The sequence below is a fragment of the Wolbachia endosymbiont of Oedothorax gibbosus genome, assembly GCF_936270435.1.
Taxonomy (GTDB): domain Bacteria; phylum Pseudomonadota; class Alphaproteobacteria; order Rickettsiales; family Anaplasmataceae; genus Wolbachia.
This window is the reverse complement of sequence record NZ_OW370567.1, coordinates 1,642,986-1,667,038: the sequence shown is the minus strand read 5'-3', so window position 1 is coordinate 1,667,038 and position 24,053 is coordinate 1,642,986. Positions and strand designations below refer to the sequence as shown.

Below are 24,053 nucleotides of genomic sequence, written 5' to 3'. Positions count from 1 at the left end.
TTATCTTTAAGATTGTTTATCAAGTATGGACATCAGCTCGTCCCATTCTCTTTTACCAATGTTACTTTCTTCTCTAGTAACGTTTTTCCCTTTAATTAATTTACGAATTGTTTCTAAACCAGCTCTTGAAATACAAGCTGACTCTAAGCAATATTCAACAAAGGCATTATAGGCCAGTGGAACCCACTTCTTTATTATATCCAGCATAACTTCTGCATAGACTCTAATTTCATATTGGGCATGCTTATCAGCTCTAAGCTTCAAAAAATGAAGGAGGTTATGCAGATCTATTTTCCAATAAAATTGCGTGTAGTAATTAAGCGTTAGGTTAGTTCGGGCAATTTCTCTTGCAAGCCCCTGCTCAATAAATTTTTCATAATGAGAATATACTAAATTAGAGTCATTTGTTAGAGAATCCATTATTTCCTTTGAAGTACCCGAATCAAAAGCTTCCCCGCTACCTTGTTTATTATTATCAGATTGTTTTGCAACCTGTTCTGGTTTTGGTATATAAAATTCATTATCAAGTATTGAATACCTTGCTGAATACTCATTCACATTTGCAGTTCTATGCCTTATCCATTGCCTTGCAACAAAAATTGGAAGTTTCACGTGAAACTTAATTTCACACATTTCAAATGGAGTTGTATGGTGATGTCTCATTAAATACTTTATAAGTGCTTCATCTTGACTGATCTGTTTTGTTCCCTTACCATAAGAAACACGAGCAGCTTGAACTATTGCGCTATCAGAACCCATATAATCTATTACTCGAATAAATCCATGATCTAGTACCTTATGCTCTTCGTACAGAATTTCATCTATTTCTTTCACTGTGACTCGTTTAGTTATTTCATTCATAGCATGTCCTCAAGATGAAATAGAGATATCAGCTCCACATGAATTAAGTTTTTCGTGCATTGCCTCATATCCTCTCCATAAATGATGCGAATTATTTATTGTAGTTTCTCCACTAGCTACCAAAGAAGCAAGCACTAAAGCTGCTGTTGACCTTAAGTCAGTGGCACACAGATTAGCTCTAGATAAGCTTTTTATTCCATTTATAGTAGCTTTATTTTTCTTGATGCTGATATTAGCACCTAACTTTCTCAATTCATTTGCATGTGTAAATCTGTTTTCAAAAATGTTCTCTTCAATTACTGATATCCCATCAGCGATACACATTGCAGACATCAGTTGTGGTTGCATATCACTGGGAAAGTTGGGGTATGGATCTGTTGCAACGTTAGCAGACTTAATAGAGCCATTTTTTCTGGAAATAACAATGCCCCCATCATACAGTTCAATCATAGCTCCTATAGCCTTCAATTCATTTACAATACATCTTATATCAGATAGACTTATTCCTTCTAACTCCAACTTACCACCGGTTATTATAGCAGCTAGTGCATAGGTGCCTGCTTCTATGCGATCTGGTATTATTTTATGAACACATCCATTTAATGCTTCAACTCCTGTTATTGTGATCCTTGTATCACTAATCTCAATATTAGCACCCATTTTCTTTAGAAACTCTATTAAATCAAGAACTTCCGGCTCTGTTGCAGCATTGTTTATTATTGTCACTCCTTCTGCAAGTGTTGCTGCCATTATTATATTTTCTGTTGCACCAACGCTTATTTTCTCAAGTGTAACTTCTTTTCCTTGTAGCTTTCCTTTCACTGTTGCAATTATATTACAGCCTTCAACTTCAATTTTAGCCCCCATTTCTTCTAATGCTTTGATATGCATATTAACAGGACGCTTTCCGATATTGCATCCACCAGGAAAGACCGTTGTGATTTTACCAAATCTACTGAGAATTGGACCTAGCATTAAAAGAGATGCTCGCAGCTTACTTGCAGTTTCATGTGACATTACGTGATTGTTGATATTACTGCAGTCAATTTCCAAAGTATGATTTGCTTTATAATCTTTATTGCGTGTAAAGTCCACTTTCGCTCCAAGACTCTCAAGCAGCTTAGACATTAGATGCACATCAATTAAATCAGGTACATTATGCAAAATTACCGGGAAGCTACTCAATAGACTTGCTGCCATTATTGGTAAAACAGCATTTTTTGAGCCATTAATCTTGATTTTTCCGACCAGAGGTTTATGGTTACTACTTACTAATATTTTGTGCATTTTAGATCTTACCAAATAAGTATAGTAAATCGACAGTAAAAGGCAAATTACAGATAATATAGCTATCACAGATCATAATGTTCGTACATTTTAGCTATTCAGCAGCAGAATTGATTACACTTGTCCAAAGATGAGCGATGCATTAGTGCCACCAAAACCAAACGAATTAGAAAGTGCATATTGAATTTTATGCTCCTGAGCTTTAAACGCTACAAAATTTAAATCACATCCTTCTGAAGGTTTATGTAAATTTAAGGTTGGCGGAATAATTCCATTATTTAACGCAAGAATACTGAATATTGCTTCAACGCTCCCTGCAGCACCAAGTAAATGTCCTATAGAAGATTTAGTTGAAGAAACAGGTATTTTATAAACGTAGTCACCGAATAACTGTTTCATTGCTATTACTTCAATTTTATCTCCAAGTGGCGTTGAAGTTCCATGTGCGTTGATATACCCAATTTGACTTGGGCTCACTTGTGCACTCTTTAAAGCAAGCTGCATTGCCTTAAATGCGCCTCTTCCTTCTAAATGCGGTGCTGTAATGTGGTACGCATCTCCTGTAAGTCCGTATCCAGTAAGTTCTGCATATATTTTTGCTCCCCTTTTTTTTGCATATTCATGTTCTTCCAACACCAATATACCTGCTCCTTCACCCATGACAAATCCATCGCGTTCTTCATCCCATGGCCTTGAAGCTTCTTCTGGTTTATCATTGAATTTAGTTGATAATGCTTTCATAGACGCAAAACCTGCAATTCCAACTCTACACAGTGCACTTTCTGCTCCACCTGCAATCATAACATCTGCTTCACCAAGTTTTATAGTTCTTGCTGAGTTTATGATTGCATGCGCACCTGTTGCACATGCGGTTACTGCTGAATCGTTTGGACCTGTAAATTCGTATTTAATAGAAATATGACCAGATATCAAATTTATTAGACTTGCAGGGACAAAAAATGGACTGACACGTCTGGGCCCCTTTTCCTGCATGGTAATTACATTTTCCTGAATTGATGGTAAACCACCTATACCAGAGCCAATAGTCACACCAATACGCTCCCGATTGATATTTTGGCTTTCCAAAATTAACGAATCATCTACTGCCTGAATAGCTGCTGCAATGCCGTAATGAATAAAACGATCTGTCCTTTTTAGATCTTTTTCAGTAATATAATCTATAGGATTAAAGTAATTCTCAACATTATCGGATTGCACAGGTACCTGCCCTGCAATTTTGCAAGCAAGATCAGAAGAATCAAATCTATCTGTATTGATTGCTTTTATGCCAGATTCGCTTTTTATTAGCCTTGACCAAGTGTTGTCAACATCTGCCGCTAGTGGAGTGATTAAACCAATACCAGTGACTACTACTCTTCTGCTCATTTAACACTAACTATTAGCCTTTTTTATTATTAATGTACTCAACTATTTGCTCCATAGTTTCCATTTTTTGTGCGTCTTCATCTGGAATTTCTATTCCGAACTCTTCTTCTGCCGCCATGATGATTTCAACTGCATCTAAACTGTCTGCACCATGCTCCGAAAGCTTTGAAGAGCTGTTGAATTTCTCTACATCCTTACTAATGTGCTCCAGTATAATCTTTTTCACTTTTTCTTCTATGTCTTCTCTAGTGCTCTTTGCTAGTTCGCTATTCACATTTCTTACCAAAAAAATAACCTATTCTTTGATGTTATAAAAAATTTTTATGTTTGCAATATCTTTTATAACTGGTAAACTACAGTAAAGTTTTCTACTGCCCTAGCTGGCTAGCGTTACGTGCTAAACAATTAACAATTCAAAGATGCTAGACGAAACAACAAAAAATTTGCTTATTGTAGAAGTAAACAAACTTTTACCTGAAAATAGCGAGAATAAGCTTATATCAGCTATGCGTTATATACTCCTTGCTCCTGCAAAACATATACGCTCCTTTTTAGCCATAACTTCATCGCGAATGTTTAACGTAGAAGCTAAAAAAGTAATATCAGCTGCTGCAGCGATTGAATTTGTTCATGCTTACTCTCTAATTCACGATGATTTACCGTGCATGGACAACAGTGACACTCGAAGAGGCCAGCTGAGCTGCCACAAAAAATTTGATGAAGCAACAGCAGTGCTTGCCGGAGATGCACTACTTACTCTGGCTTTTGAGGTATTATCTTCGTTAAATTGTGAAATCATGAAAGTTCTTTCTCAGGCAATAGGAATTAGGGGAATGGTGGGAGGACAGATTTTAGATATTAACAGTGAGCATATAGATCTTAACCCCCAACCCTCTGTCATCCCAGTGCTTGACACTGGGATCCAGAAGGCTTTGCCTACAAGCATTTCGTGCAAAAAGCCATGCGATGGTGGAGCTGAACATGAAATGGATTCCAGTGTCAGCTACTCGAATGACACCCTTTCTACCTTAAAACCACAACATTCGTACGGCTGTATGTATAACGCTGGAATGACGTCGGGCCAAGCTGATAAAATAAAAGAAATTCATTTAATGAAAACCGCAAAACTATTTGCAGCTTCATGTGAAATAGGCGCTATAATAGGGGGTGCTACAGGCAAAGAGCGGAGAGCATTATATAATTACGGGATAAATCTAGGGCTTATCTTTCAAGCTAAGGATGATATTGAAGACTACGAACAAGATAAAACAAATAATCTTATGTCTGTGCTTGGTAAAAGTGAAGTAGAGGACTATATAGACAGCCTCTTTAAACAAGGCTTGGATAATTTGAGTGCGCTTTCAGGGGATACTAATTATTTATATGATTTATTAAATCAAGTAAAGAAAGATGGTTAGAAAAATTATATTACAAATGCTTATCTCTGTAGTAATGATTCTCACTTTAACTTCTGCTTTTGTGTTCACTATTGTCTATATAAACAAAAGTAAATCGGAAAAAAAGGACAAGCTTTATGAGATAAGTGCCACGCATGGTGGTTTGATACAGACGATAGCACATTATCTAGTGAAGCCAATACTTGAATCAGCGCTTGACCGCTATATTGAAAAGCATGGGCTAACAGAATATTTAGAAGAAATGACGCAGCAAAAGGAAGAAGATTCGATAAATTTTTATGAAATTACTGAAGGCAGTGGCAGTAAGGCTTTCTGTGGCCTGGAAGTCCTATTGCAAATATATAAAATTTCTAATAATAACTCAGCAACACTCCCTAGCAAAGTTTCTGATGTTACTTTGAAAATAGGTCAAGATGACCTAAAAGAAGTGAGTTTAGGGGTAATAGGTATGAAAGAAGGCGGAGAGCGTGTAGTTACTATTGCCAATGATAACAAAATGAATTTTAATTCTTATTACGTCAAACTGATCGAAGTAAAGGATAAATATCCCGACTCAGTAAATAATCTGATGGTTTTTAATGACTTAATTAACAAGACTGGAAAACAAGTAAGGTGCGGCGATGAGATATCGGTTAAATATAGTGTAAAGAAGCATAATGGGGAATATATAGTCAAAGATCAAGCAGTACAATTTAAGGTTGGTGATAGAAAAGCACCACTTGCTATAGAGCTTGGAGTTGTAGGAATGAGAGCTGGTAATAAAAGAACTATCCTTTCTCCACCCGACCTTTTCACTATTACTGACGATATGTTAATAAAAAACATAGATTATGATGAAGAAAATATCTCAATAATTGACTTAAACTTAGATGTTAAGCAAGAGGTTGTAGCACATTATTCTACTGTTGAAAAATAGCTTAAAGAATACAGTTTAGATTTACTGGCTAATCTTCTGAACACTCTCTATATTACTTAAAGTAGACTTTTCATTTTTCCTAAAGTATAAACTTAGATAAATCAAGCTGCTTCGAAATTGACTCAAGCTTATCTTTTACATACTTGCTGTCTATAATGAATTTTTCGCTATTTTTCTCAGAAGCAATGAAACTTATTTCATCTAGAAGCTTCTCCATGACAGTGTGAAGCCTTCTTGCGCCTATATTTTCCACTTGCCTATTAACTGTAAACGCTATTTCAGCTATGGTTTTTATACCATCATCAGTGAACTCAAGCGTCACATTTTCTGTTTTCATTAAAGCTATGTACTGCTTTAACAAACTAGATTCTGGTTCCTTTAATATTCTTACTAAATCCTCTTGAGTAAGTGCCTTAAGTTCTACCCTAATCGGTAATCTGCCCTGCAATTCTGGTAAGAGGTCAGATGGTTTAGACTGATGAAAAGCACCAGATGCAATAAATAATATATAGTCTGTTTTTACATGGCCATACTTAGTTGTAACAGTTGTTCCTTCAAGTAGTGGTAACAGATCGCGTTGCACTCCTTCTCTGTTTACTTCACCTTTTACTTCTGTACGTGCTGCAATTTTGTCTATTTCATCCAAAAATACTATACCGTCATTACTAACAAGATCAATGGCTTCTTTGATTATCTTATCTTCATCCATTAGCCTTTCACTTTCTTCACTAATTAATATTTCACGCGCTTCTTTTACCTTCAACGTAATAGTTTTTGTTTTTTTGCTCCCATTAAACATTTTGCCCATTATTTCTGTTACGTTCATCACACCAACTTGCCCACCTGGCATGCCTGGTATATCAAAAGTAGGTAACGTACTCTTGCTTTCTCTGACGTTAATAGAAACTTCTCCGTCCTCACACTCTTTACTCTTCAACCTTTCTCTAAAATTTTTTTTACTTTCTTCGGTTGCATTTTCGCCTACCATAGAATTGACTATTATCTCCTCAGCTAAATTTAAAGCTTTTTTAGCTAAGGCTTTACGGGCTTTCTCTTTAACTAAAACTATTGCTGCATCAACCAAATCACGTATTATCGAGTCAACATCACGTCCAACATATCCTATTTCAGTAAACTTTGTTGCCTCAATTTTTATGAACGGTGCACCGGCAAGTTTTGCTAAGCGGCGAGCTATTTCAGTTTTACCAACTCCTGTATGACCAATCATCAATATATTCTTAGGTATGATTTCATCACGCAATGGAAATGGAACCTGATTGCGACGCCAACGATTTCTGAGCGCAATAGCAACAGCACGCTTTGCATCATCCTGTCCGATTATGAATCTGTCCAATTCTTTAACTATCTTCTGTGGTGGAAGGTCATCTAACAAAACTTGAGTACTGTCATTAACTTGAACATCACTGTCACTTAAATCAAAACCACTCTTAGTATCTTTATAGAGATCATTTTTTTCATTGTAGGTGTCACTACTACAAGACTGCCCTTCTGAAAGAGTTATAGGCTGATTGGAAAAATTGGTGCATAAAATTTTTTGCTTGGAAGACATATCACTCCTCTATCTTTTCAATAATTACATTATGGTTCGTATAAACACATATATCGCCAGCTATCTTCATAGCCTTTTTCGCAATTTCCTCTATTGATATTCCTTTAATATCAATTAAAGCTCTTGCTGCAGATAGAGCAAAATTTCCCCCAGAGCCAATAGCAGCGATTCCATCTTCAGGTTCAAGAACATCACCTGTTCCCGTAATTACTAATGAAATAGACTTATCTGCAACGATCATCATAGCCTCTAATTTCCTCAGATATTTATCCATTCTCCAGTCTTTTGCAAGTTCAACACATGCTCTCATTAATTGTCCTGGGTGCTTATCAAGTTTAGATTCTAATCTTTCAAAAAGAGTAAATGCATCAGCTGTTGCTCCAGCAAACCCAGCAATTACAGAATCACCAGAGAGACGCCTAACTTTTTTTGCTCCGGATTTTATAACAGTGTGGCCCAGTGAAACCTGTCCATCACCTATTACTACTACACTTTTATCTTTTCTAATTGACAGTATAGTGGTTCCATACATTTTACTATTGTCATGGTGGATCATTTTTCTATCACTTTAAATAATAATCTCATTATACTTTAATCGCTAGTCAAATTTACTAAATATGTTTAACTATAGCTTATAATATAGTACCTTCCTTATAACATTTAAAGTGCAGATGCAAAACATAATTCACCCATATTTGGAAAGAAGTATAGATAATTGGTTCGTAGCAAAATTTAACGGCCTTACATTGCCATTTTATAGCTCTATAGATCTTAGAACCTGTTCATAATCTTTTAAGGAGTAAAGAAGTGAAAGCAAGAACGACCATTTGTAAGCTAGTGTTGAGTTTCCGCTCGCAATTTTTCCACAAACGCCTACATTTTTCCAACCAAGCAAAAGAGCGCTCAACAACCCATCTCTTTGGCAGTACAACAAAGGTGTGTAATTCACTTCGCTTTATTACTTCGACCGTCGAACCAATAGTTGCTTTTATTTGTGTTGCAAAATTTTCTCCAGTGTAGCCTGCATCAACAAGTATATTTTTAACTTCAGAGAGTTTTTCTTTAGCATTTTCGACCATTTTCATGGCACTGCTGCGGTCGGTTGCTTCTGCCGTTGTTACATAAATCGCGTGTGGTAAACCTTGTGTATCTACTGCAATATGGAGCTTTATTCCTGAAATTTTTTTACCTGCATCGTAGCCCTTATTTTCAGCAGTATCTGCATTTTTTACGCTCTGAGCATCAATTATACAAAAACTAGTTCTTTCTTTCCGACCATTGCTGATACGTGTCTCTCCAACTAATTTTTTTTAATACACGCTCCAAAGTACTTTCTGTATCTTCGCTTGGTTTTTCACTCCATTTTTTAAAATATTCGTAACAACTTCGCCATTTTGGAAAATCTTTTGGCAGCATTCTCCACTGACAGGCACTTTTTAGGACGTACAGCACTGCACAAAATACATCATACAAATCAAGTTTTCTTGGTTTTGTTTTCTTCCTACTACTCTCCAGAATTGATCTGATTTTTTCAAATTGTTCTCGACTTATGTCACTTGGGTATAAATTTCTCATATATCCTTATTCATATACATCATCTCATAGTTTATCACTTTTTTGAGATTATGAACAGGTTCTTAGAAACTCTGGCTACAAAATTGCTCCAGTAGACGCTAATTTATTTCCTGCGGGGTTCAACAATCTAAGTGAGATATCAAGAGCAATAGCAGCAAAACTAATAAAAAGTTATTTTGAAACAAAACAATATAAAAAGACTCTCATAATACCGGAGAATTACACACGAAATAAAATGTATATAGAAAACGTATTTGCCATAGAGAAAATACTGCAACTCGCAGGTTTTGAAACTAGAATTGGCCTCTTTCATAATGAAACGTACAATTTAATAGAACCGTATGAAGCTATTGTGAAAGAAAACTCTCTATTAAAGACAACTTCAGGATTTGCGCCTGATGTTATTATACTGAACCGCGATATGACGAGCCACATACCAGACATGCTAAAAGACGTAAAGCAAGATATAGTACCAAGCCCACTATATGGTTGGCATAGCAGGCAGAAATTTAAGTATTTTGAAATCTATAAAGAATTAGCGTCCGAGTTTTGTAGCGAATTTAAAATAGATCCATGGCTTATTTCTGCGCTTACAGAAAACTGCAATGGAGTTAATTTTAATGATGATTCATCACTAGGAGCAGTAGCAACTAAAGTTGACCAAATATTATCTCTAGTGCAAAAAAAATATGAGGAATATGAAATAAAAACACAACCTTACGTTTTTATCAAAGCAAGCAATGGCACATATGGGATGGGCATTATAACGGCAACAAGTGGAGAGGAAATATTAAACCTCAATAAAAAAAAGCGTCATAAAATGAAAAAGATAAAAGAAGGAATAGCAATTAATAGCGTTATTATACAAGAAGGTGTACCAACCATTGACATATTTAAAAGCAGTTCTGCAGAACCGCTAATATACTATATAGGAGATACTCCAGCATGTTACTTATACCGATGTAATAGCAGGAAAGATGTATATTCCAGCTTAAACTCCATTGACTGTGAATTTCATGACATTAGCAAAATAGTGGAAGAAAAAACTCCAGCACTTTGGAATATAGTTAGTAAATTAGCAATGTTAGCATTAGCGGTGGAAATAAAAGCTTTTCATTAAATTCTCTCAAAGCTTGTGTCCGTTCAGCAGAATGGTTTAAGAAACGATAGCTTTTTTTAGTGCAAATAATTCAAAAGATTAATCATAACATGGCTCTAATAGTCCTAAATAAAACTTCCAGTGAATGATTGTCAGACATGTTGTGCTCTGCTGATTTTATCAAGTACACCTCAACATCGGTTGACTTAATTTTTTCAGCTAAATTTAATGAAGTTTGATAAGGAACATCTTTATCATTAATACTGTGCAATAAGCACACAGGACAGTTTATATCTATTGTCTCTTTGTTTAAAAGAAGATTCTTTCTGCCATCTTCGATCAAATTTTTAGTTATTTTGTATGTACAATGCTCTGAAGTAAAATCTATTGCACCTTTAGAATCTAGTTCTTCCTTTTGCTTGCCTGACAATTGCTTGAATATCAAATCTTCAGTAAAATCAGGAGCAGACGATATGCCGATTAATGCTGCAATTTTTTCTGGAAATTGAAGGGCAGTGAGCAGCATCAGCCATCCCCCCATACTTGAACCTATAATTATTTGTTTATCGCTAGTTAATTCACTTATCACTTTAGCACAATTTTTTTGCCAATCGCTTATCGTGTAATCAATAAAATCACCACTTGAATGACCGTGACCAAAATAATCAAATAGCACAAGTGCTACGCCATTTTCTTGGCAAAATTTGTAAATAGCAGTTGCTTTCGTTCCATCCATATTGGATGCAAATCCGCCGAAAAAAACTACAGAAGCTTTCTTTCCTTGTAGCTTTTGATATGCTATGTGACCATTATTTCCATCAAACAATTTACAGTAATCCATACTACTTTGGCAAAGCAACCGGACTATCGCTCATCGAACGCAAATAACTGACTAAGTCTGCAATTTCTTGTGGATTGGAAATACCTGCAAATGCCATACGTGTACCTTTTATATAGGCTTTTGGGTTCTTTAAAAAGGCAAATAGCTCCTCATATCCCCATTTTCCTTCTTTTTCAAGCACTGCTTTTGAGTAATTGAATGAGTTACCAAGATGAGCCTTTTTATTTCCAACTACGTTCCATAAGTTTGGTCCTACTTTATTCATTCCACCTTTCTCAAAACTATGGCAAGCTATACATTTTTTTGCTGCTGACTTACCTTTCTCAAAGCTAGCATTCTGCATGAGCGCTCCAATATCCAGCGCCACTTGCTCAATTTTCTGCTGAGATCCATTGCTGCCAGCAGCTACTATCGTTTGGTGTTCAATCTTATATTCCTCTGGACTGTAAAGCATATCAACTACATTACTAACTATCATAATGATTAGCCCAGAAAGTAAAATCGATGCTGCAATCTTATTAAGCTCCATAGTTAATTTTTATTAAGTAATGTTACTTAAATTATGCAAATATTTTCGCAAATAGCAACCAATTACCTTGAAGCTCGCTAAAGATGAGAGTCTCTACCACTTTAAGTTAGCTAGTAGGATCTCTCGCTAGACCATTTTTCTGTTCTGCTTGAGTAACTCTTGGTCCAATCACATACTGATCTGGAATAATATATTCAAATAGATTTCCTGCAAACTTTCCTGTAACAATTACTGCTGTAGTTATTCCTGCAAGTAGTGCTATAGCCCCTATTCCTGCACCCGCTGCTACTGACCACCAAGTTGCAAATATACCAGGGAGAACAGCATTTGCGGTTACAGCAAGGCCAACTCCTGTTGCTATGCTAGCGACGTCATAGGAATAAAGAAAGGCATAAGGGCTGCTATTACACGTTTCTCCACAAAGCCTACTTTCTTTTTCAATTCGTTAATATCATTGCGAAGGTAATAGCGTGCTCCTATAGCCAAAAGTGCTAACAAAGCTGGAAATACAGCACCAACTGCTCCACCTATAACTAAAGGTGATAAAGCTGTAAAACTAAGTCCTAATCCTGCAGGAGCTCCGACCAAACAACCTATTATGCTACTTACTGCTGCAATATACCCTATTGCACGTGCTATACTCGTATCTTTTTCTTTCATAGCTTTTTCTATATTAGGCCGAAAGTCATATATACGATCTACTATATCATCGAATCCTCCAGTATAATTTCTTTTTCTCATATAACCTCCTTAATGCTTTATTAAAGAGCATACAGTAGCACTTTTACATCGAATTGTCAAGCTAACAAGAGTATAAATCATTTTCAAAAGAATACAAAGGAGTTCTTGCATAACCTAGAAAAAAGAATGGTTTCATGAAAGTAGCTGACACTGGTTCCTTTATGACGGCAGTGCCCTCTTCTTGTCATCCAAGTAGCCCCTATAATGTCATCCGAGTAGCCCCTCTATCTGTCATCCCAGTGCCCTTATAATGTCATCCCAGTGCTTCCTTCTCCTGTCATCCCAGTGCCCTTATAACTACTCCGCCAACAATGTTGCAAAAAACATAAAATTAGAGAAAAGCATTTCTCGAAAACTTCTGTGTCCAAAAACAAAAGTGCCATTTATTTATAGCGCTAATAATCGATTAACCATCAGCTTCAATGAATGATATGAACATATTATTTCAAGGAAAGATCATGGGAAATAAGAGATTAGCTATACGAATTAGCTGTAGCTATGAACCTAACCGGTTGGCAGGAAAGTATTTGTTAGATGCTTATGAAAGAGCAGCGTCAAAGCAAGTAAGTCAAAAAAACTTAAAACATAAAAATGGGATTCAAGGAGGATCAAATGGTAACAGTGAGTTTATATGCAAGAGTTTCTTCGGGGAAACAAGCGCAAGAAAATACAATAGCAAGCCAAGTTGCAGCTTTAGAGAAGCAAATTAGTATGGATTGGTACAGATGTGAGTATAAATTTATTGATACGGCTACAGTGTTAGTCCGTCCTGGTCTAGAAAAATTACGTGATAAAGTAATAGAAGGCAAAATTGACAGGATTTACATTCATTCTCCTGATCGTTTATCTAGAAAATATGCATATCAAATGGTATTACTTGAAGAATTTCAGAAAGTAGGAGCAGAAGCGGTTTTCTTAAATTATGAGGTTAATGATAATCCAGAATCTCAATTGCTGTTACAAATGCAAGGTATGATAGCAGAATATGAACGAGCGAAAATTATGGAACGAAGTCGTCGTGGAAAGATTTATGCGGCTAATAAAGGTTGTGTAAGCGTAATGGGAGGAGCTCCTTATGGTTATCGTTATATAGATAAATATATTGGAGGAGGACAAGCTTTATTTGAAATAAACGAAGAAGAAGCTGATGTTGTTCGGAAAGTATTTTTGTGGGTGGGAAGAGAAAGGGCAAGAAGTATGTCGTCGGCTAAATACTATGTCAATTATAACACGAACAGGGAAAAAGTGCTGGGATAGAAGTGTAATTTGGGGTATGTTAAAAAACCCTGCTTACAAAGGACAAGCAGCTTTTGGTAAAACAAAAGTAGGTACAACATATAAGACCACAAAAACATTCTTGTGAACAACCGAAAGATAATTACTCTACTTATTCTGTTGAAAAAGCAAATTGGATTTATGTTGAAGTGCCAAATATAGTGGACGAGGATGTATTTGATATAGTTCAAGAACAACTAGCTGAAAATAGAAAAATAGCCAGGACAAGAGAAAGAGGAGCAAAGCATTTACTACAAGGTTTAATTGTATGTAAGCGTTGTTGTTATGCATATTACGGAAGTCCTGTAAGAACCTGTTTAAAATCTCGGAGAGATGAGGTAAAATAGGCATAGATTTAAGAAAGAGGTGTATCTATGCGTAAAAATTATCCAAGTGATATAAGTCGAGAGCAATTTGAAAAAATCAGACCAATACTAGAGAGTAGCAGGAAGAAAACAAGAGCAAGAAAACTTGATTTATATGAAGTATTTTGTGCAGTCTTATACGTACTGAAAAGTTGTTGCCAGTGGAGAATGTTGCCAAAAGATTTTCCAAGGTGGGAGAGCGTATATTACTATTTTCAAATGTGGAATAAAAAGAATGGAGAAGAACCAAGTTTGTTGGAATTAGTTTTAAAAAAAATTGGTTGGAGAGATTCGTATCAACAATGGTAGGAAAGAGAAAACCAGTTTCTGTATAATTGATGCTCAAAGTGTTAAAAACACAGATACTGCTGAGAAAAAGGGCTATGATGCAGGTAAAAAGATTTCAGGGCCATATCGCAGTTGATACTCAAGGTCTACCACATGCAATTTATGTAACAACTGCAGAAGCAACTGATCGTAGTAGCGCTGTGAGAATGGTCGAAAATGCTAAAGAAAACCTCTCTGAAGTTAAAAATATATTGGTTGATGCTGGCTACACAGGAGAAAATTTTGCAACTCAAATAAAAACTACTATTGGTGCAACCGTTGAAGTAATAAAACGAACATACCTTTGTTGTATTGCCAAAGAGGTGGGTCGTTGAACGCTCTTTTGCTTGGTTGGAAAAGTGTAGGCGGTTGTGGAAAAATTGCGAACGTAAACTCAACACCAGTTTGCAAATGATTGTCCTTTCCTTCATTTCTCTCCTATTACGAAGATTTTAAACAGGTTCTAAGAACCTGTTCATAATCTCAAAAAAGTGATAAACTATGAGATGATGTATATGAATAAGGATATATGAGAAATTTATACCCAAGTGACATAAGTCGAGAACAATTTGAAAAAATCAGATCAATTCTGGAGAGTAGTAGGAAGAAAACAAAACCAAGAAAACTTGATTTGTATGATGTATTTTGTGCAGTGCTGTACGTCCTAAAAAGTGCCTGTCAGTGGAGAATGCTGCCAAAAGATTTTCCAAAATGGCGAAGTTGTTACGAATATTTTAAAAAATGGAGTGAAAAACCAAGCGAAGATACAGAAAGTACTTTGGAGCGTGTATTAAAAAAAATTAGTTGGAGAGACACGTATCAGCAATGGTCGGAAAGAAAGAACTAGTTTTTGTATAATTGATGCTCAGAGCGTAAAAAATGCAGATACTGCTGAAAATAAGGGCTACGATGCAGGTAAAAAAATTTCAGGAATAAAGCTCCATATTGCAGTAGATACACAAGGTTTACCACACGCGATTTATGTAACAACGGCAGAAGCAACCGACCGCAGCAGTGCCATGAAAATGGTCGAAAATGCTAAAGAAAAACTCTCTGAAGTTAAAAATATACTTGTTGATGCAGGCTACACTGGAGAAAATTTTGCAACACAAATAAAAGCAACTATTGGTTCGACGGTCGAAGTAATAAAGCGAAGTGAATTACACACCTTTGTTGTACTGCCAAAGAGATGGGTTGTTGAGCGCTCTTTTGCTTGGTTGGAAAAATGTAGGCGTTTGTGGAAAAATTGCGAGCGGAAACTCAACACTAGCTTACAAATGGTCGTTCTTGCTTTCACTTCTTTACTCCTTAAAAGATTATGAACAGGTTCTAAGAAATAAACGAGGAGAAAAAGTTGATCATTATGCATATTATCGTTGTATTGGTAGAGATTCTTACCGTTTTGGTGGTAACAAAATTTGTGATAATAAACACATTCGTACAGATGCATTAGAAACAGCTGTGTGGGAAGAAGTTAAGCATTTATTAAAAAATCCAAATAGAATTTTAGAAGAATACAAACGTAGACTTTCAGAGTTTAAAAAATCATCGTGGGATCAAAAAAGCGATTTACTAGAGAAACAAGAAAATAAATTAAAACGTGGTATTGCTAGACTTATTGATAGTTATGCTCAATAATCAAGAAGAATTTGAACCACGAATTAAAGCCATGAAACAGAGCTTAAAAGCAATTGAAGAGGAGAAAAAAAGGATATTCGATCAAAAGAAGTTAAAACAGGAACTAACTCTGATTGTAACCAATTTAGAAGACTTTTCTTCCAATATTACATCAAACCTTGATAACGCAGACTGGCTAATTAAACGTGATATTATTAGAACATTAGTTAAGAGAATTGACATTGAGGATGTAAACGTGGTGTTCCGCATAAAAGAGCTGCCAAACTCTTCTGGACATAATGGAGAAGAAAAGCAAAATTTGCAACATTGTTGGCGGAGCACTGGAATTTTTGTTTCAGCATTAGCCATGCATCTGAACAGACAATGGCGTCAACTTAAGGAAAAATATCAGCGATAGTGTATAAAATTTCTCTCTAAAACTTTTACCATTAAATTATCCAGAAGCCGCAGGAAACAGCACTTTTGTTTCTATTTTATTTCAACAAAGAAGTTTAAAATGTGTCCTTTTTAGGTGAAGCATGCAAAAAGGAAAAAATTTTATTCTACAAATTAAAAATATAATATACTCGAAAGCTTTTCAGAGAATCCATTGTGTTGAGTTTCACGCGAACAAGCTTTTACGACAGTATTTTCTATGATTTTAAAGTTAGTTAAAAAAAGTTTGGGAATAGAATGTGAACTTATGGAGCCATTGACATGTACCCTCAAAGCAAGCTTTTTCTAAAGCAAGGTATAAATACAGGTTTTAAAGAATTTAAGCATCCAAACAGCCTATCAAGATGAATCTGAGCTGGAGAGGCTATAGACTTATTGCAGCAGATGGTTCTGGTATGAGATTACCCAGCTCTGAGGAAATTGTATCCGAGTTTGAACCAAATGGAACAACAGGCACCGCTGGCAATTTGTTTGTTGATTTATGTACTTCACTGATTTGCAGTGCTCGCCTTGCGGCTTGGGAACAAACGTTGGCGGAAGAGCAATTACCCGAAGTTATCACTCAAATGCGTTCATTAAATCAAAAGAAATTATTATTTATCTATGATCGTCTTCAGATTCAGCAGCATGATGATTTGGAAGTAGATTTTATTTTTCGCTTGCAAAAAAGAAATTATAGCAAGCTATGGGAACGCTGGCGAATCAGATTTTGATTTTATATTAGAAAATGAAAAGCTAAAAAATAAAATGAAAGGACAGAAAGTAAGAGCTGACATTAGCCAACGGAGAAACAGAGTTTTTGACCGAGACTTTGGAGCAAAGCTTATGTATTAAGGTGGCACATAGAGGAAACGACTCAAAGTAGGAGCAGAGTTAGAAAATTTTTCTGGAGAGGCTGTATTACAAGAATTTTGGGCAAACTTGGTCATGTGCAATATATTATCGCTTCATATGTGTGATGCACAAGGGCCTTGGAACCCAGATCAAATTGCCGAGTACCGTTTAAATTTTTCAGTTTTATTTGGTGTGATGAGACAGAAACTTTATCAAGTGCTCGTTGCGCCAAAAGATTTTCAAGCCCTTTTTAACCCCAGTTATGGATTAACCAACGAAGTAAAGCTGAGAAATACAGGGCTTTTTCGATTGCATTGAATAAGAAATGAGGGTAGAAAAAATATGTACCAAGAAATTTACTGTGGATCTATGCCGAGTGTGCTCAAGTTCAAATTTGTTTTTTAGGCAGCCAAAAACCGTTTCAACAATCGATCTTTTCCCTAGTAAAATCTTCTCTTTCAGCGAAATCAGTGCATTTTTCATACCTTTTTTCACTTTAGTGACGAGTTTTAGACCTCTATCGAATAGTTTCTCAAAGAGCTCTTTCTTTATATAGCCCTTATCTCCAAACAAAAGTCCAGTTAGTTTTTTGGTTAGAGTTGGTACAGGTTTTCTGTCATCGACGTTACCTCTGGTTAGCGTAACACCTTGAATTTCACCTATTTCATTGATTACTACATGTAATTTAAAACCAAAAAACCAGCCGTAAGTATTCTTTCCTAACTCTGCTAATCCTTTGAAAACCTTATTTCTTGAGATTCTTTTTCGATGGCATACTGCTATTGAAGTAGAATCTATGTAGGAAATCCCGGTCATTTTTGCTTGTTCACAAAACCATTGCAAAAGTAATGCTAAATACCACAAAACTCGCGGCTTTAAGGCAATAAATCTGTGATATGAAGGCAGCTTTGAAAACTCTGATCTATAGAATAACTGAAGATAACAAAGATAAAAAGCCTTGAAGTTTTTACATGGTGATTTATGGTATAATAGGATTATGGTTAGAATTTCTGAGTGCGCTATTTCTGGTACTCTGGTTGGTTTTTTGCCGTTTGATAAGAACCTATTTGCAAAATTATCATCTACCGCACGACAAAAATCCTCGACGCAACAGTACAGTTCTGTAATATCTTTCTTCATGGGTAACCTCTTATTATTACTAAAATACTCGAGTTTACCCTGTTTCCCTCTTCTTAGTTATACTTTTATCTATTTTCTAATCCATAACTGAGGTTTTTTAAGTATACGCGCCAAAGTTAAGATCCGACCGGGAAGATTGTATAGCCGCAATAAAGTAGATAAGCCCAAACGCCATCATGTCTTTAGGAGAGTTTGCTAATGTATGCTCTTAAGTTGACGCCATTGTCTGAACAGATACAATTCTGCAATCATTTATCTTAATATCAAGTTTCTTTTGATGCTTGTGAATAGCTGCAAATTTCTTCCTATTTGTTGCAAATATCCTTTTATAAACCCTACCGTTTGTCTTAAACCAATTCTAAAAAGATTGACGATTATATGCACCAAAATTACGACTTTATCACTGTAAATATAGTTGCCGCCTTGCATTTTTGGACTATTTTCATACCAATTTTCGATAGCTTCATCGATGTAACGAAAAATATTTCCTCTTTCCTGGAGAAATTTGTTATATTCGTTTTGGTTACTGACTCTCATTTTTTGTGGCATATTTTTTCTTCAAAGGTTAAATGGCTATTTTATAATGAATTTTGTCAGTAGCTACCAGATTTTTTCGGTTGCTATGCAACAAAGCCCACTGGGATCCAGGAAAGTTTGCTTGTAAGCAAGCAAACTAGCACAGAAAAACGTTTTCAATGAGATTATATGGAAAACTGGATCCCAGACTGGGATGACACCCTAGTAGAAATCGTTTTTGTAATTGCAACATTCGTGCAATCTTTAGCCATAAATATTTAAGCAAATAAAAAAAAGGCAAAAGAAGCCCTGGTCATTGTCTATTTTCTGTATTGGCGTTTTTTTAAGTCTTAAACGCTGCAATTTAGCTGCTTTTAAATGCAACTAACCTTAGCTATAAATGTTTAAGAAATTTACTAGGCAGAAAAAAAAGGCAAAGAATCCCCAGGGTAGCCAGTATTCAAATTCTCCCTTGTTCTATTTGACGTCTTTTGATGTCTTGAACGCTTTATAAGCGCGTTTCTGCTTGTATAGGTAGAAACCTAAAAGTTTTATAAAGACATGAGGTGCACATAGTGCAAAAAATTAAGCATGATTTACGCCAAATACAAAGTTCCCTTTGTCGTTTTAATCTGCAGATTGCGAAGATAAATAAATAGCTTCAGTTTCATGATAGGGGGGCTGGCGAGGCTTGTCAAGTAGTTTTAGTCCTGTTTTTACCCTTGAGCAGAGACAAAAGCACAATTATTACGAACAACATTCCGCCAATAACTGATATAGCTCCGCCCGTAATAAAGCAGATACGCGCTAATATTGATGAAATGCTTGGCAAATCTGCAACTTTTCTTAAGGCACCATATCCACCAAGCCAAACAAGGCCAGTAATATGGAGAAAATGTCCCACACTGTAGGCATAAATCTGCAATCTTACCACAAAGCTTTTTATTTCTTTACAGCCCAGTTTTGGTAATATCCAGTAGACAAAATTCATAAAAGCTATAGTGATACCAACTACAGAACCATGATAATGAGCGGGAATCGTGACATTACCTTCAATAGTCAGCACTCCAAGCATACCTCCATAAATGAACAATACAAACGAATGGAGTAGATAATTGCCCTTATCACTGAGCAGAGTTTTTATGTTGCGATACGCTAGTATTATTAGGAAACACGGCAAAACTGCTCCCGCAATTCTCATATGCCAAGTAAAGAACTGTATTAACTCAACACTGTCAACTGAATAGAAAAAGTACACAAATGGCGCGCCTACAGCCAAAATTGTGTTTATAAATAGTGGTAAAATGGTAATTTTATTTAGACTAATATCACTAGCATTCAGTATTATCAAATAAACTAAAAACATTGCTTGAGCAAAAGCAAATTGCAGCAAATGTCCGCCTCCCCAGAAGAGATATTCGTAAAATAAATTCTTATCCGAGTGATATATATCTGCCGGCATATTATTGTATGCTAAAACAAAGCAAAGAAATGACGATACAAGTATAATAACCAGTCCAATTTGTCCCATGCAGAGGTATGAGGCTTGCTTATTTGACATATATGCAAGAACTGCATTTATTAATATGCTGGCAATAAATAAACTGAGTCCAAGTAAAAATAATTTGTTTTGTAACACGGGAATATAGTTACTTTTGATAACTTCAGTGTTTGGAACAAATGCGGATATAAACATGAGCAGCATCGAAAGGGTTGATAGAACCCATGAAAAGTTAAACCAACTATTGGTATTTTGTAGGTTTATGATAAAGAGCAGAGATATTATAGAGCACATCCACACCAAAATTGACAAGTTCACGTGTATCACCAGCGCATTATCAAAGATATATTGTGCAGAAGGAACAAGAGAGGAGATAAAAGGCAATCGTAAAAAAATAACAATTATTGACAACAATCCAGAGCAAGCAAGGGCACATACTGCTAAGAATATCCACTGTTTGCAAAGTGTAGCGTTATTTTGTATGTTGAGCATTTACTTTTAGGTACTATAGCATAAGACAGTATACATTTTTCAAATTAATATGAGTAGTTCAAATGAATCATCAGCTACCTAAAACTTTATATTCTTTCATCTGGCATTTTTTGAAGCCATACAAATTATCGGTCTCGATTTTTGTTTCCCTTGCAATCTTTGCAGGGTTTTGGGGACCTTTTAACAATATGCTGATTAAGAACATCATCAACCTTCTACCACATGTGCAGAATGGAGATATTTCAATTTTAATATTACCATCAAGCCTGATTGTCGTGAATTTTATCGTATTTGATAATTTCACTTGGAGAGGAATTGGTTATATACGCTGTAGATTTATTCCTGTTGTTATTAATAGTGTCATTGGAAAAGTGATGGATCATGTACTCGGAAAATCTAATCAATTTTATCAGGATAATTTATCAGGGAAAATTTCAAGACAAATTACTAATCTAGCAGATGGAATTGAAATTCTGATAAGCAGAGTTGCACCGAATTTCTTAAGAGGAGCTTCATTGTTGTTGGCTGCTTTCGTAGCTGCTTACTCTGTAAATTCTGTATTTTATTTCATATTGGTTGTCTGGTTCATATTCTTTGCAAGTGCAAGCATTATGATGTCACGAAAGCTTATTTCGCTGTCTGATGTTCAAGCTAAAGAAGAATCGATAGTGATAGGTGAGCTGGTTGATTCTCTATCTAATCAAAGTAATGTCAGAAATTTTTCTAGAAAGTCTTATGAAAATTCAAGAATGATTCCATTCTTGTGTAATCAGCAAAAAGCGTATACAGCAACCCATTTTTACTCATTTATCATGCACTCCATACAAGGAGGATTAATAGCCATTATGATGGCTTCTTCTGCTTGTTTTCTAATTTATCTTTACAGCAAAAACTTAGTGTCTATAGGTGATTTTGCTTTAATATTAGGTTTATTGATGGAAACAGGAAATATGATGTGGGTTACCATGTCAGAAGTCAATGAGTTCAATAAAGCAGTTGGTCGGTGTAAGCAAAGCTTGAGTTCATTGATGATACCGCTAGAAATTCTAGATAAGTCCAACGCCGCTGCCCTCAAATGTGATCGTGGCCAAATTACCTTCAATAACGTTAAATTCCATTACAATGGTACAGAACCTCTTTTCCAGAATAAATCTATCAAAATTAAAGCTGGGCAAAAAGTAGGGTTAGTTGGCTATTCAGGTGGAGGAAAATCTACTTTCGTGAACCTGATTCTTAGGCTTTATGACGTACAATCTGGAAAAATTTTAATTGACGGACAAGATATTTGTAATGTTACGCAGGATTCTTTGCGTGCAAAAATCGCAATGATCCCACAAGATCCATCGCTTTTTCATAGGACTTTGATGGAGAATATTCGCTATGGAAAAACAGATGCTAGCGATGATGAAGTAATTGAAGCGGCAAAAAAAGCACATGCTCATGAGTTTATTTTGAAATTATCACAAGGTTATGATTCACTTGTTGGTGAAAGAGGTGTAAAGCTTTCAGGAGGGCAGAGGCAACGCATTGCAATTGCAAGGGCTATTTTAAAAAATGCTCCTATATTAATTCTGGATGAAGCAACTTCACAACTTGATTCTGTGACTGAAAGTAATATTCAAGAATCTCTATGGGAGTTGATGCAAGATAAAACTACAATAGTAATAGCCCACCGCCTATCTACGCTTTTGCATATGGATCGCATTTTAGTGTTTGATCAAGGCAAGATTGTAGAAGATGGCATGCATCAGGAACTTCTTGATAAAAACGGAATGTATAAGACTCTGTGGGATGTACAAGTTGGTGGATTTTTGCCAGAGAAAAAGGAAAGTGAGTAGAAAGTGTGATATTTTACTTCAAAAACGTCTTAACTTTCTCCCTACTTTTTTGAGGTTAGGTCAGTTCTTGAAGGTACATTATAACAGTCATGTATTCCTATTTCCTTTAGAAAATCGGTGTCGTGAGAAATAACAATCATTGCACCTGGATAGTGTTTAATAACGTTGATAATATGGCTTTTTGTTTCCAAATCAAGATTGTTAGTAATTTCATCTAAGATTAGAAGTCTTGGTGTAATGGCTGCAATCTGCGCAAGGGTAAGTCTTGCTTTTTCACCTCCTGAAAGTTGACCTATGTAGCTATTTACTTCTTCATTTTTTCGAAATAAGAAATCGTTTAAATGACACCTTACTTCTGAATGAGACCAACTGGAAACGAGGGAAGATATTGATTCAAGTATAGTTTTATCCGTATCAAGCGTACTATAATGCTGGTCTAAATATCCAATATCAGCTCTCTTGGGCACATGCCAATCGCCTGTTTTTTTCACATTAACATCATCTAAGATAGCTTTAACCATAGTGGACTTGCCGCTACCATTCTCACCAAGTATGGCTATACGTTTCCTGGAGTTAAGAGACAAATTAACGCCACGAAGAAGTGGATTATCTACTGTATAACCAACTGAAGCATCATTAATTGAAACAATGGTGTAATCCCCTATATCGGAAGAGTTAAGAGAAAATTTAGGTAAAATGATTTCCGGTAAGACAAGATTTGAGAGCTGTTCTGTAAGTTTCTGTTTCTTATGATCAATAGCTGATTTTTTGTTTCCTGATGTTACTTCTGCACGCAATGCCTTAGCTTTACTAACAACAGAAGGCCATTTTCGCTGTTGAATACTTTTTTTACCTTTGGCTTTGCTTTTTGCAGCGCGATCTTGTTCTCTCATCAATTCTTGGTGTGTATCTTTTTTCTGGCGTTCAAGCAGGGATAGCTTACATTCAATAGAAGATCGTGCTTTACGTGTTTCACGCATATAATCATCATACCATTATCAATGTGCCACAGTGTATCAACGCAATTTCTGAGCAATTCTGTATCATGCGAAACAATTATCAATGTTCCAAGATAGTTGGAAAGCATACGCATAAGGCCCTTGCGGTTTCTAATATCCAAATGATTAGTTGGCTCATCCAACAGCAATACATTAGGATCAAGACCCAAGGCATGAGTCATAGCTTGATTAAGTCGTTGTCCACCACTTAAGTTACAGAACTCATCAATAATCTGCGGCACGTAACCAAACACCACATCTTCTGGTACCTTAATATATCCACTTGTAGCCTTAGAAGTATCGAGCAAAATCTTGAGCAAAGTAGATTTTCCACTTCCATTACGGCCAATAATAGCAATGCGACTACCACTATCTATTTGAATATTAAAATCCTGAAAGCAGGTTTTATGGGAAAATGACAACTCAAGGTTTGTGATTTGGATTGGTTTATGTATAATCATCAAGTATTTC

Annotated in this window: 23 protein-coding genes and 4 pseudogenes; 12 read left to right on the top strand and 15 right to left on the bottom strand. The window is 35.8% G+C overall.

The features are described from left to right. Nucleotides 1–6: 6 nt before the first annotated feature. The 4 genes from thyX to acpP form a co-directional block, all read right to left on the bottom strand. Complete coding sequence (gene thyX, locus NBW39_RS08535; RefSeq protein ID WP_250295199.1) at nt 7–861, bottom strand: FAD-dependent thymidylate synthase; 855 nt, start codon at nt 859–861, stop codon at nt 7–9. 9 nt (nt 862–870) lie between these two features. Continuing rightward, the gene (murA, locus tag NBW39_RS08530) at nt 871–2,148 is read right to left on the bottom strand and encodes a UDP-N-acetylglucosamine 1-carboxyvinyltransferase (protein ID WP_250295198.1); all 1,278 of its coding nucleotides are present in this window, start codon (nt 2,146–2,148) and stop codon (nt 871–873) included. A 114-nt stretch (nt 2,149–2,262) separates the two neighbouring features. Next, on the bottom strand, nt 2,263–3,534 hold the full coding sequence (gene fabF, locus NBW39_RS08525; protein ID WP_250295197.1) for a beta-ketoacyl-ACP synthase II: 1,272 nt from the start codon (nt 3,532–3,534) through the stop codon (nt 2,263–2,265). Between the two features lie 13 nt (nt 3,535–3,547). Continuing rightward, the gene (gene acpP, locus NBW39_RS08520; protein WP_182158739.1) at nt 3,548–3,808 is read right to left on the bottom strand and encodes an acyl carrier protein; all 261 of its coding nucleotides are present in this window, start codon (nt 3,806–3,808) and stop codon (nt 3,548–3,550) included. A 145-nt stretch (nt 3,809–3,953) separates the two neighbouring features. Between acpP and NBW39_RS08515 the strand changes: the two genes are divergently transcribed. Together NBW39_RS08515 and NBW39_RS08510 are read left to right on the top strand one after the other, a co-directional pair. Beyond that, the gene (locus tag NBW39_RS08515) at nt 3,954–4,952 is read left to right on the top strand and encodes a polyprenyl synthetase family protein (RefSeq protein ID WP_250295196.1); all 999 of its coding nucleotides are present in this window, start codon (nt 3,954–3,956) and stop codon (nt 4,950–4,952) included. Next, a complete protein-coding gene (locus tag NBW39_RS08510; RefSeq protein WP_250295195.1) occupies nt 4,945–5,868 on the top strand; it encodes an FKBP-type peptidyl-prolyl cis-trans isomerase in 924 nt (307 codons plus the stop codon). The genes NBW39_RS08515 and NBW39_RS08510 overlap by 8 nt, the downstream gene beginning before the upstream one ends. 79 nt (nt 5,869–5,947) lie before the next feature. On the opposite strand, the gene hslU is transcribed toward NBW39_RS08510, so the two are convergent. From hslU to NBW39_RS08495, 3 genes are all read right to left on the bottom strand, one after another. Further along, complete coding sequence (gene hslU / locus NBW39_RS08505) at nt 5,948–7,438, bottom strand: ATP-dependent protease ATPase subunit HslU (RefSeq protein ID WP_250295194.1); 1,491 nt, start codon at nt 7,436–7,438, stop codon at nt 5,948–5,950. 1 nt (nt 7,439) lies between these two features. Further along, a complete protein-coding gene (hslV, locus tag NBW39_RS08500) occupies nt 7,440–7,994 on the bottom strand; it encodes an ATP-dependent protease subunit HslV (RefSeq protein WP_250295193.1) in 555 nt (184 codons plus the stop codon). 226 nt (nt 7,995–8,220) lie between these two features. Continuing rightward, nucleotides 8,221–9,013 (bottom strand): IS5 family transposase gene (locus tag NBW39_RS08495; RefSeq protein WP_250294889.1). Its coding sequence is split into 2 segments (ribosomal slippage): nt 8,221–8,748 and nt 8,750–9,013, totalling 792 coding nucleotides; the frame shifts between segments, so codons are not numbered across the junction. A gap of 61 nt (nt 9,014–9,074) precedes the next feature. On the opposite strand from NBW39_RS08495, the pseudogene gshA reads away from it, so the two are divergent. Further along, nucleotides 9,075–10,133 (top strand): annotated as a pseudogene (gene gshA, locus NBW39_RS08490) (glutamate--cysteine ligase); the annotation flags it as partial. 82 nt (nt 10,134–10,215) lie between these two features. Here the strand turns inward: gshA and NBW39_RS08485 are convergent. The 3 genes from NBW39_RS08485 to NBW39_RS08475 form a co-directional block, all read right to left on the bottom strand. Continuing rightward, on the bottom strand, nt 10,216–10,953 hold the full coding sequence (locus NBW39_RS08485; RefSeq protein WP_250295803.1) for an alpha/beta hydrolase: 738 nt from the start codon (nt 10,951–10,953) through the stop codon (nt 10,216–10,218). 1 nt (nt 10,954) lies between these two features. Further along, nucleotides 10,955–11,482, bottom strand: coding sequence for a c-type cytochrome (locus NBW39_RS08480; protein ID WP_250295192.1), 528 nt, complete (start codon nt 11,480–11,482; stop codon nt 10,955–10,957). 357 nt (nt 11,483–11,839) lie between these two features. Further along, nucleotides 11,840–12,223 (bottom strand): hypothetical protein, encoded by a 384-nt coding sequence (locus tag NBW39_RS08475; protein WP_250295191.1) that lies wholly within the window; start codon nt 12,221–12,223, stop codon nt 11,840–11,842. A gap of 612 nt (nt 12,224–12,835) precedes the next feature. Here NBW39_RS08475 and NBW39_RS08470 point away from each other — a divergent pair. The 8 genes and pseudogenes from NBW39_RS08470 (at nt 12,836) to NBW39_RS08435 (ending at nt 17,415) form a co-directional block, all read left to right on the top strand. Then, nucleotides 12,836–13,480, top strand: a complete 645-nt coding sequence (locus NBW39_RS08470) for a recombinase family protein (RefSeq protein ID WP_250295190.1) — start codon at nt 12,836–12,838, stop codon at nt 13,478–13,480. Further along, nucleotides 13,440–13,586 (top strand): recombinase family protein, encoded by a 147-nt coding sequence (locus tag NBW39_RS08465; protein ID WP_153295669.1) that lies wholly within the window; start codon nt 13,440–13,442, stop codon nt 13,584–13,586. The genes NBW39_RS08470 and NBW39_RS08465 overlap by 41 nt, the downstream gene beginning before the upstream one ends. A gap of 61 nt (nt 13,587–13,647) precedes the next feature. Further along, the gene (locus tag NBW39_RS08460) at nt 13,648–13,845 is read left to right on the top strand and encodes a hypothetical protein (protein ID WP_250295189.1); all 198 of its coding nucleotides are present in this window, start codon (nt 13,648–13,650) and stop codon (nt 13,843–13,845) included. A 27-nt stretch (nt 13,846–13,872) separates the two neighbouring features. Beyond that, nucleotides 13,873–14,646, top strand: a pseudogene (locus NBW39_RS08455) (IS5 family transposase). 73 nt (nt 14,647–14,719) lie between these two features. Then, nucleotides 14,720–15,512 (top strand): IS5 family transposase gene (locus tag NBW39_RS08450; protein WP_250294889.1). Its coding sequence is split into 2 segments (ribosomal slippage): nt 14,720–14,983 and nt 14,985–15,512, totalling 792 coding nucleotides; the frame shifts between segments, so codons are not numbered across the junction. Continuing rightward, a complete protein-coding gene (locus NBW39_RS08445; RefSeq protein WP_250295188.1) occupies nt 15,478–15,828 on the top strand; it encodes a recombinase zinc ribbon domain-containing protein in 351 nt (116 codons plus the stop codon). Before NBW39_RS08450 ends, NBW39_RS08445 begins: the two co-directional genes overlap by 35 nt. Nucleotides 15,829–15,859: 31 nt before the next feature. Continuing rightward, nucleotides 15,860–16,225, top strand: coding sequence for a hypothetical protein (locus NBW39_RS08440; RefSeq protein ID WP_250295187.1), 366 nt, complete (start codon nt 15,860–15,862; stop codon nt 16,223–16,225). A 121-nt stretch (nt 16,226–16,346) separates the two neighbouring features. Then, nucleotides 16,347–17,415, top strand: a pseudogene (locus NBW39_RS08435) (transposase). Here NBW39_RS08435 and NBW39_RS08430 read toward each other — a convergent pair. The 3 genes and pseudogenes from NBW39_RS08430 to NBW39_RS08420 all read right to left on the bottom strand — a co-directional run bounded on the left by NBW39_RS08430 (nt 17,365) and on the right by NBW39_RS08420 (nt 20,746). After that, a complete protein-coding gene (locus NBW39_RS08430) occupies nt 17,365–18,237 on the bottom strand; it encodes an IS982 family transposase (RefSeq protein WP_250294632.1) in 873 nt (290 codons plus the stop codon). The pseudogene NBW39_RS08435 and the gene NBW39_RS08430 sit on opposite strands and share 51 nt — an antisense overlap. Before the next feature lie 238 nt (nt 18,238–18,475). After that, nucleotides 18,476–18,786: pseudogene (locus NBW39_RS08425) on the bottom strand (transposase); the annotation flags it as partial. 661 nt (nt 18,787–19,447) lie between these two features. Further along, nucleotides 19,448–20,746: a cbb3-type cytochrome c oxidase subunit I gene (locus NBW39_RS08420; protein ID WP_250295186.1), complete on the bottom strand. Its 1,299-nt coding sequence runs from the start codon at nt 20,744–20,746 to the stop codon at nt 19,448–19,450. Between the two features lie 62 nt (nt 20,747–20,808). On the opposite strand from NBW39_RS08420, the gene NBW39_RS08415 reads away from it, so the two are divergent. Next, the gene (locus NBW39_RS08415; RefSeq protein WP_250295185.1) at nt 20,809–22,584 is read left to right on the top strand and encodes an ABC transporter ATP-binding protein; all 1,776 of its coding nucleotides are present in this window, start codon (nt 20,809–20,811) and stop codon (nt 22,582–22,584) included. Nucleotides 22,585–22,625: 41 nt separating this feature from the next. Here the strand turns inward: NBW39_RS08415 and NBW39_RS08410 are convergent, their stop codons facing one another. Both NBW39_RS08410 and NBW39_RS08405 read right to left on the bottom strand, forming a co-directional pair. Then, nucleotides 22,626–23,564: an ATP-binding cassette domain-containing protein gene (locus NBW39_RS08410; protein WP_250295184.1), complete on the bottom strand. Its 939-nt coding sequence runs from the start codon at nt 23,562–23,564 to the stop codon at nt 22,626–22,628. Beyond that, entirely contained in the window at nt 23,477–24,043 is a 567-nt protein-coding gene (locus NBW39_RS08405) for an ATP-binding cassette domain-containing protein (RefSeq protein WP_250295183.1), read from the bottom strand. The genes NBW39_RS08410 and NBW39_RS08405 overlap by 88 nt, the downstream gene beginning before the upstream one ends. Nucleotides 24,044–24,053 lie beyond the last annotated feature (10 nt).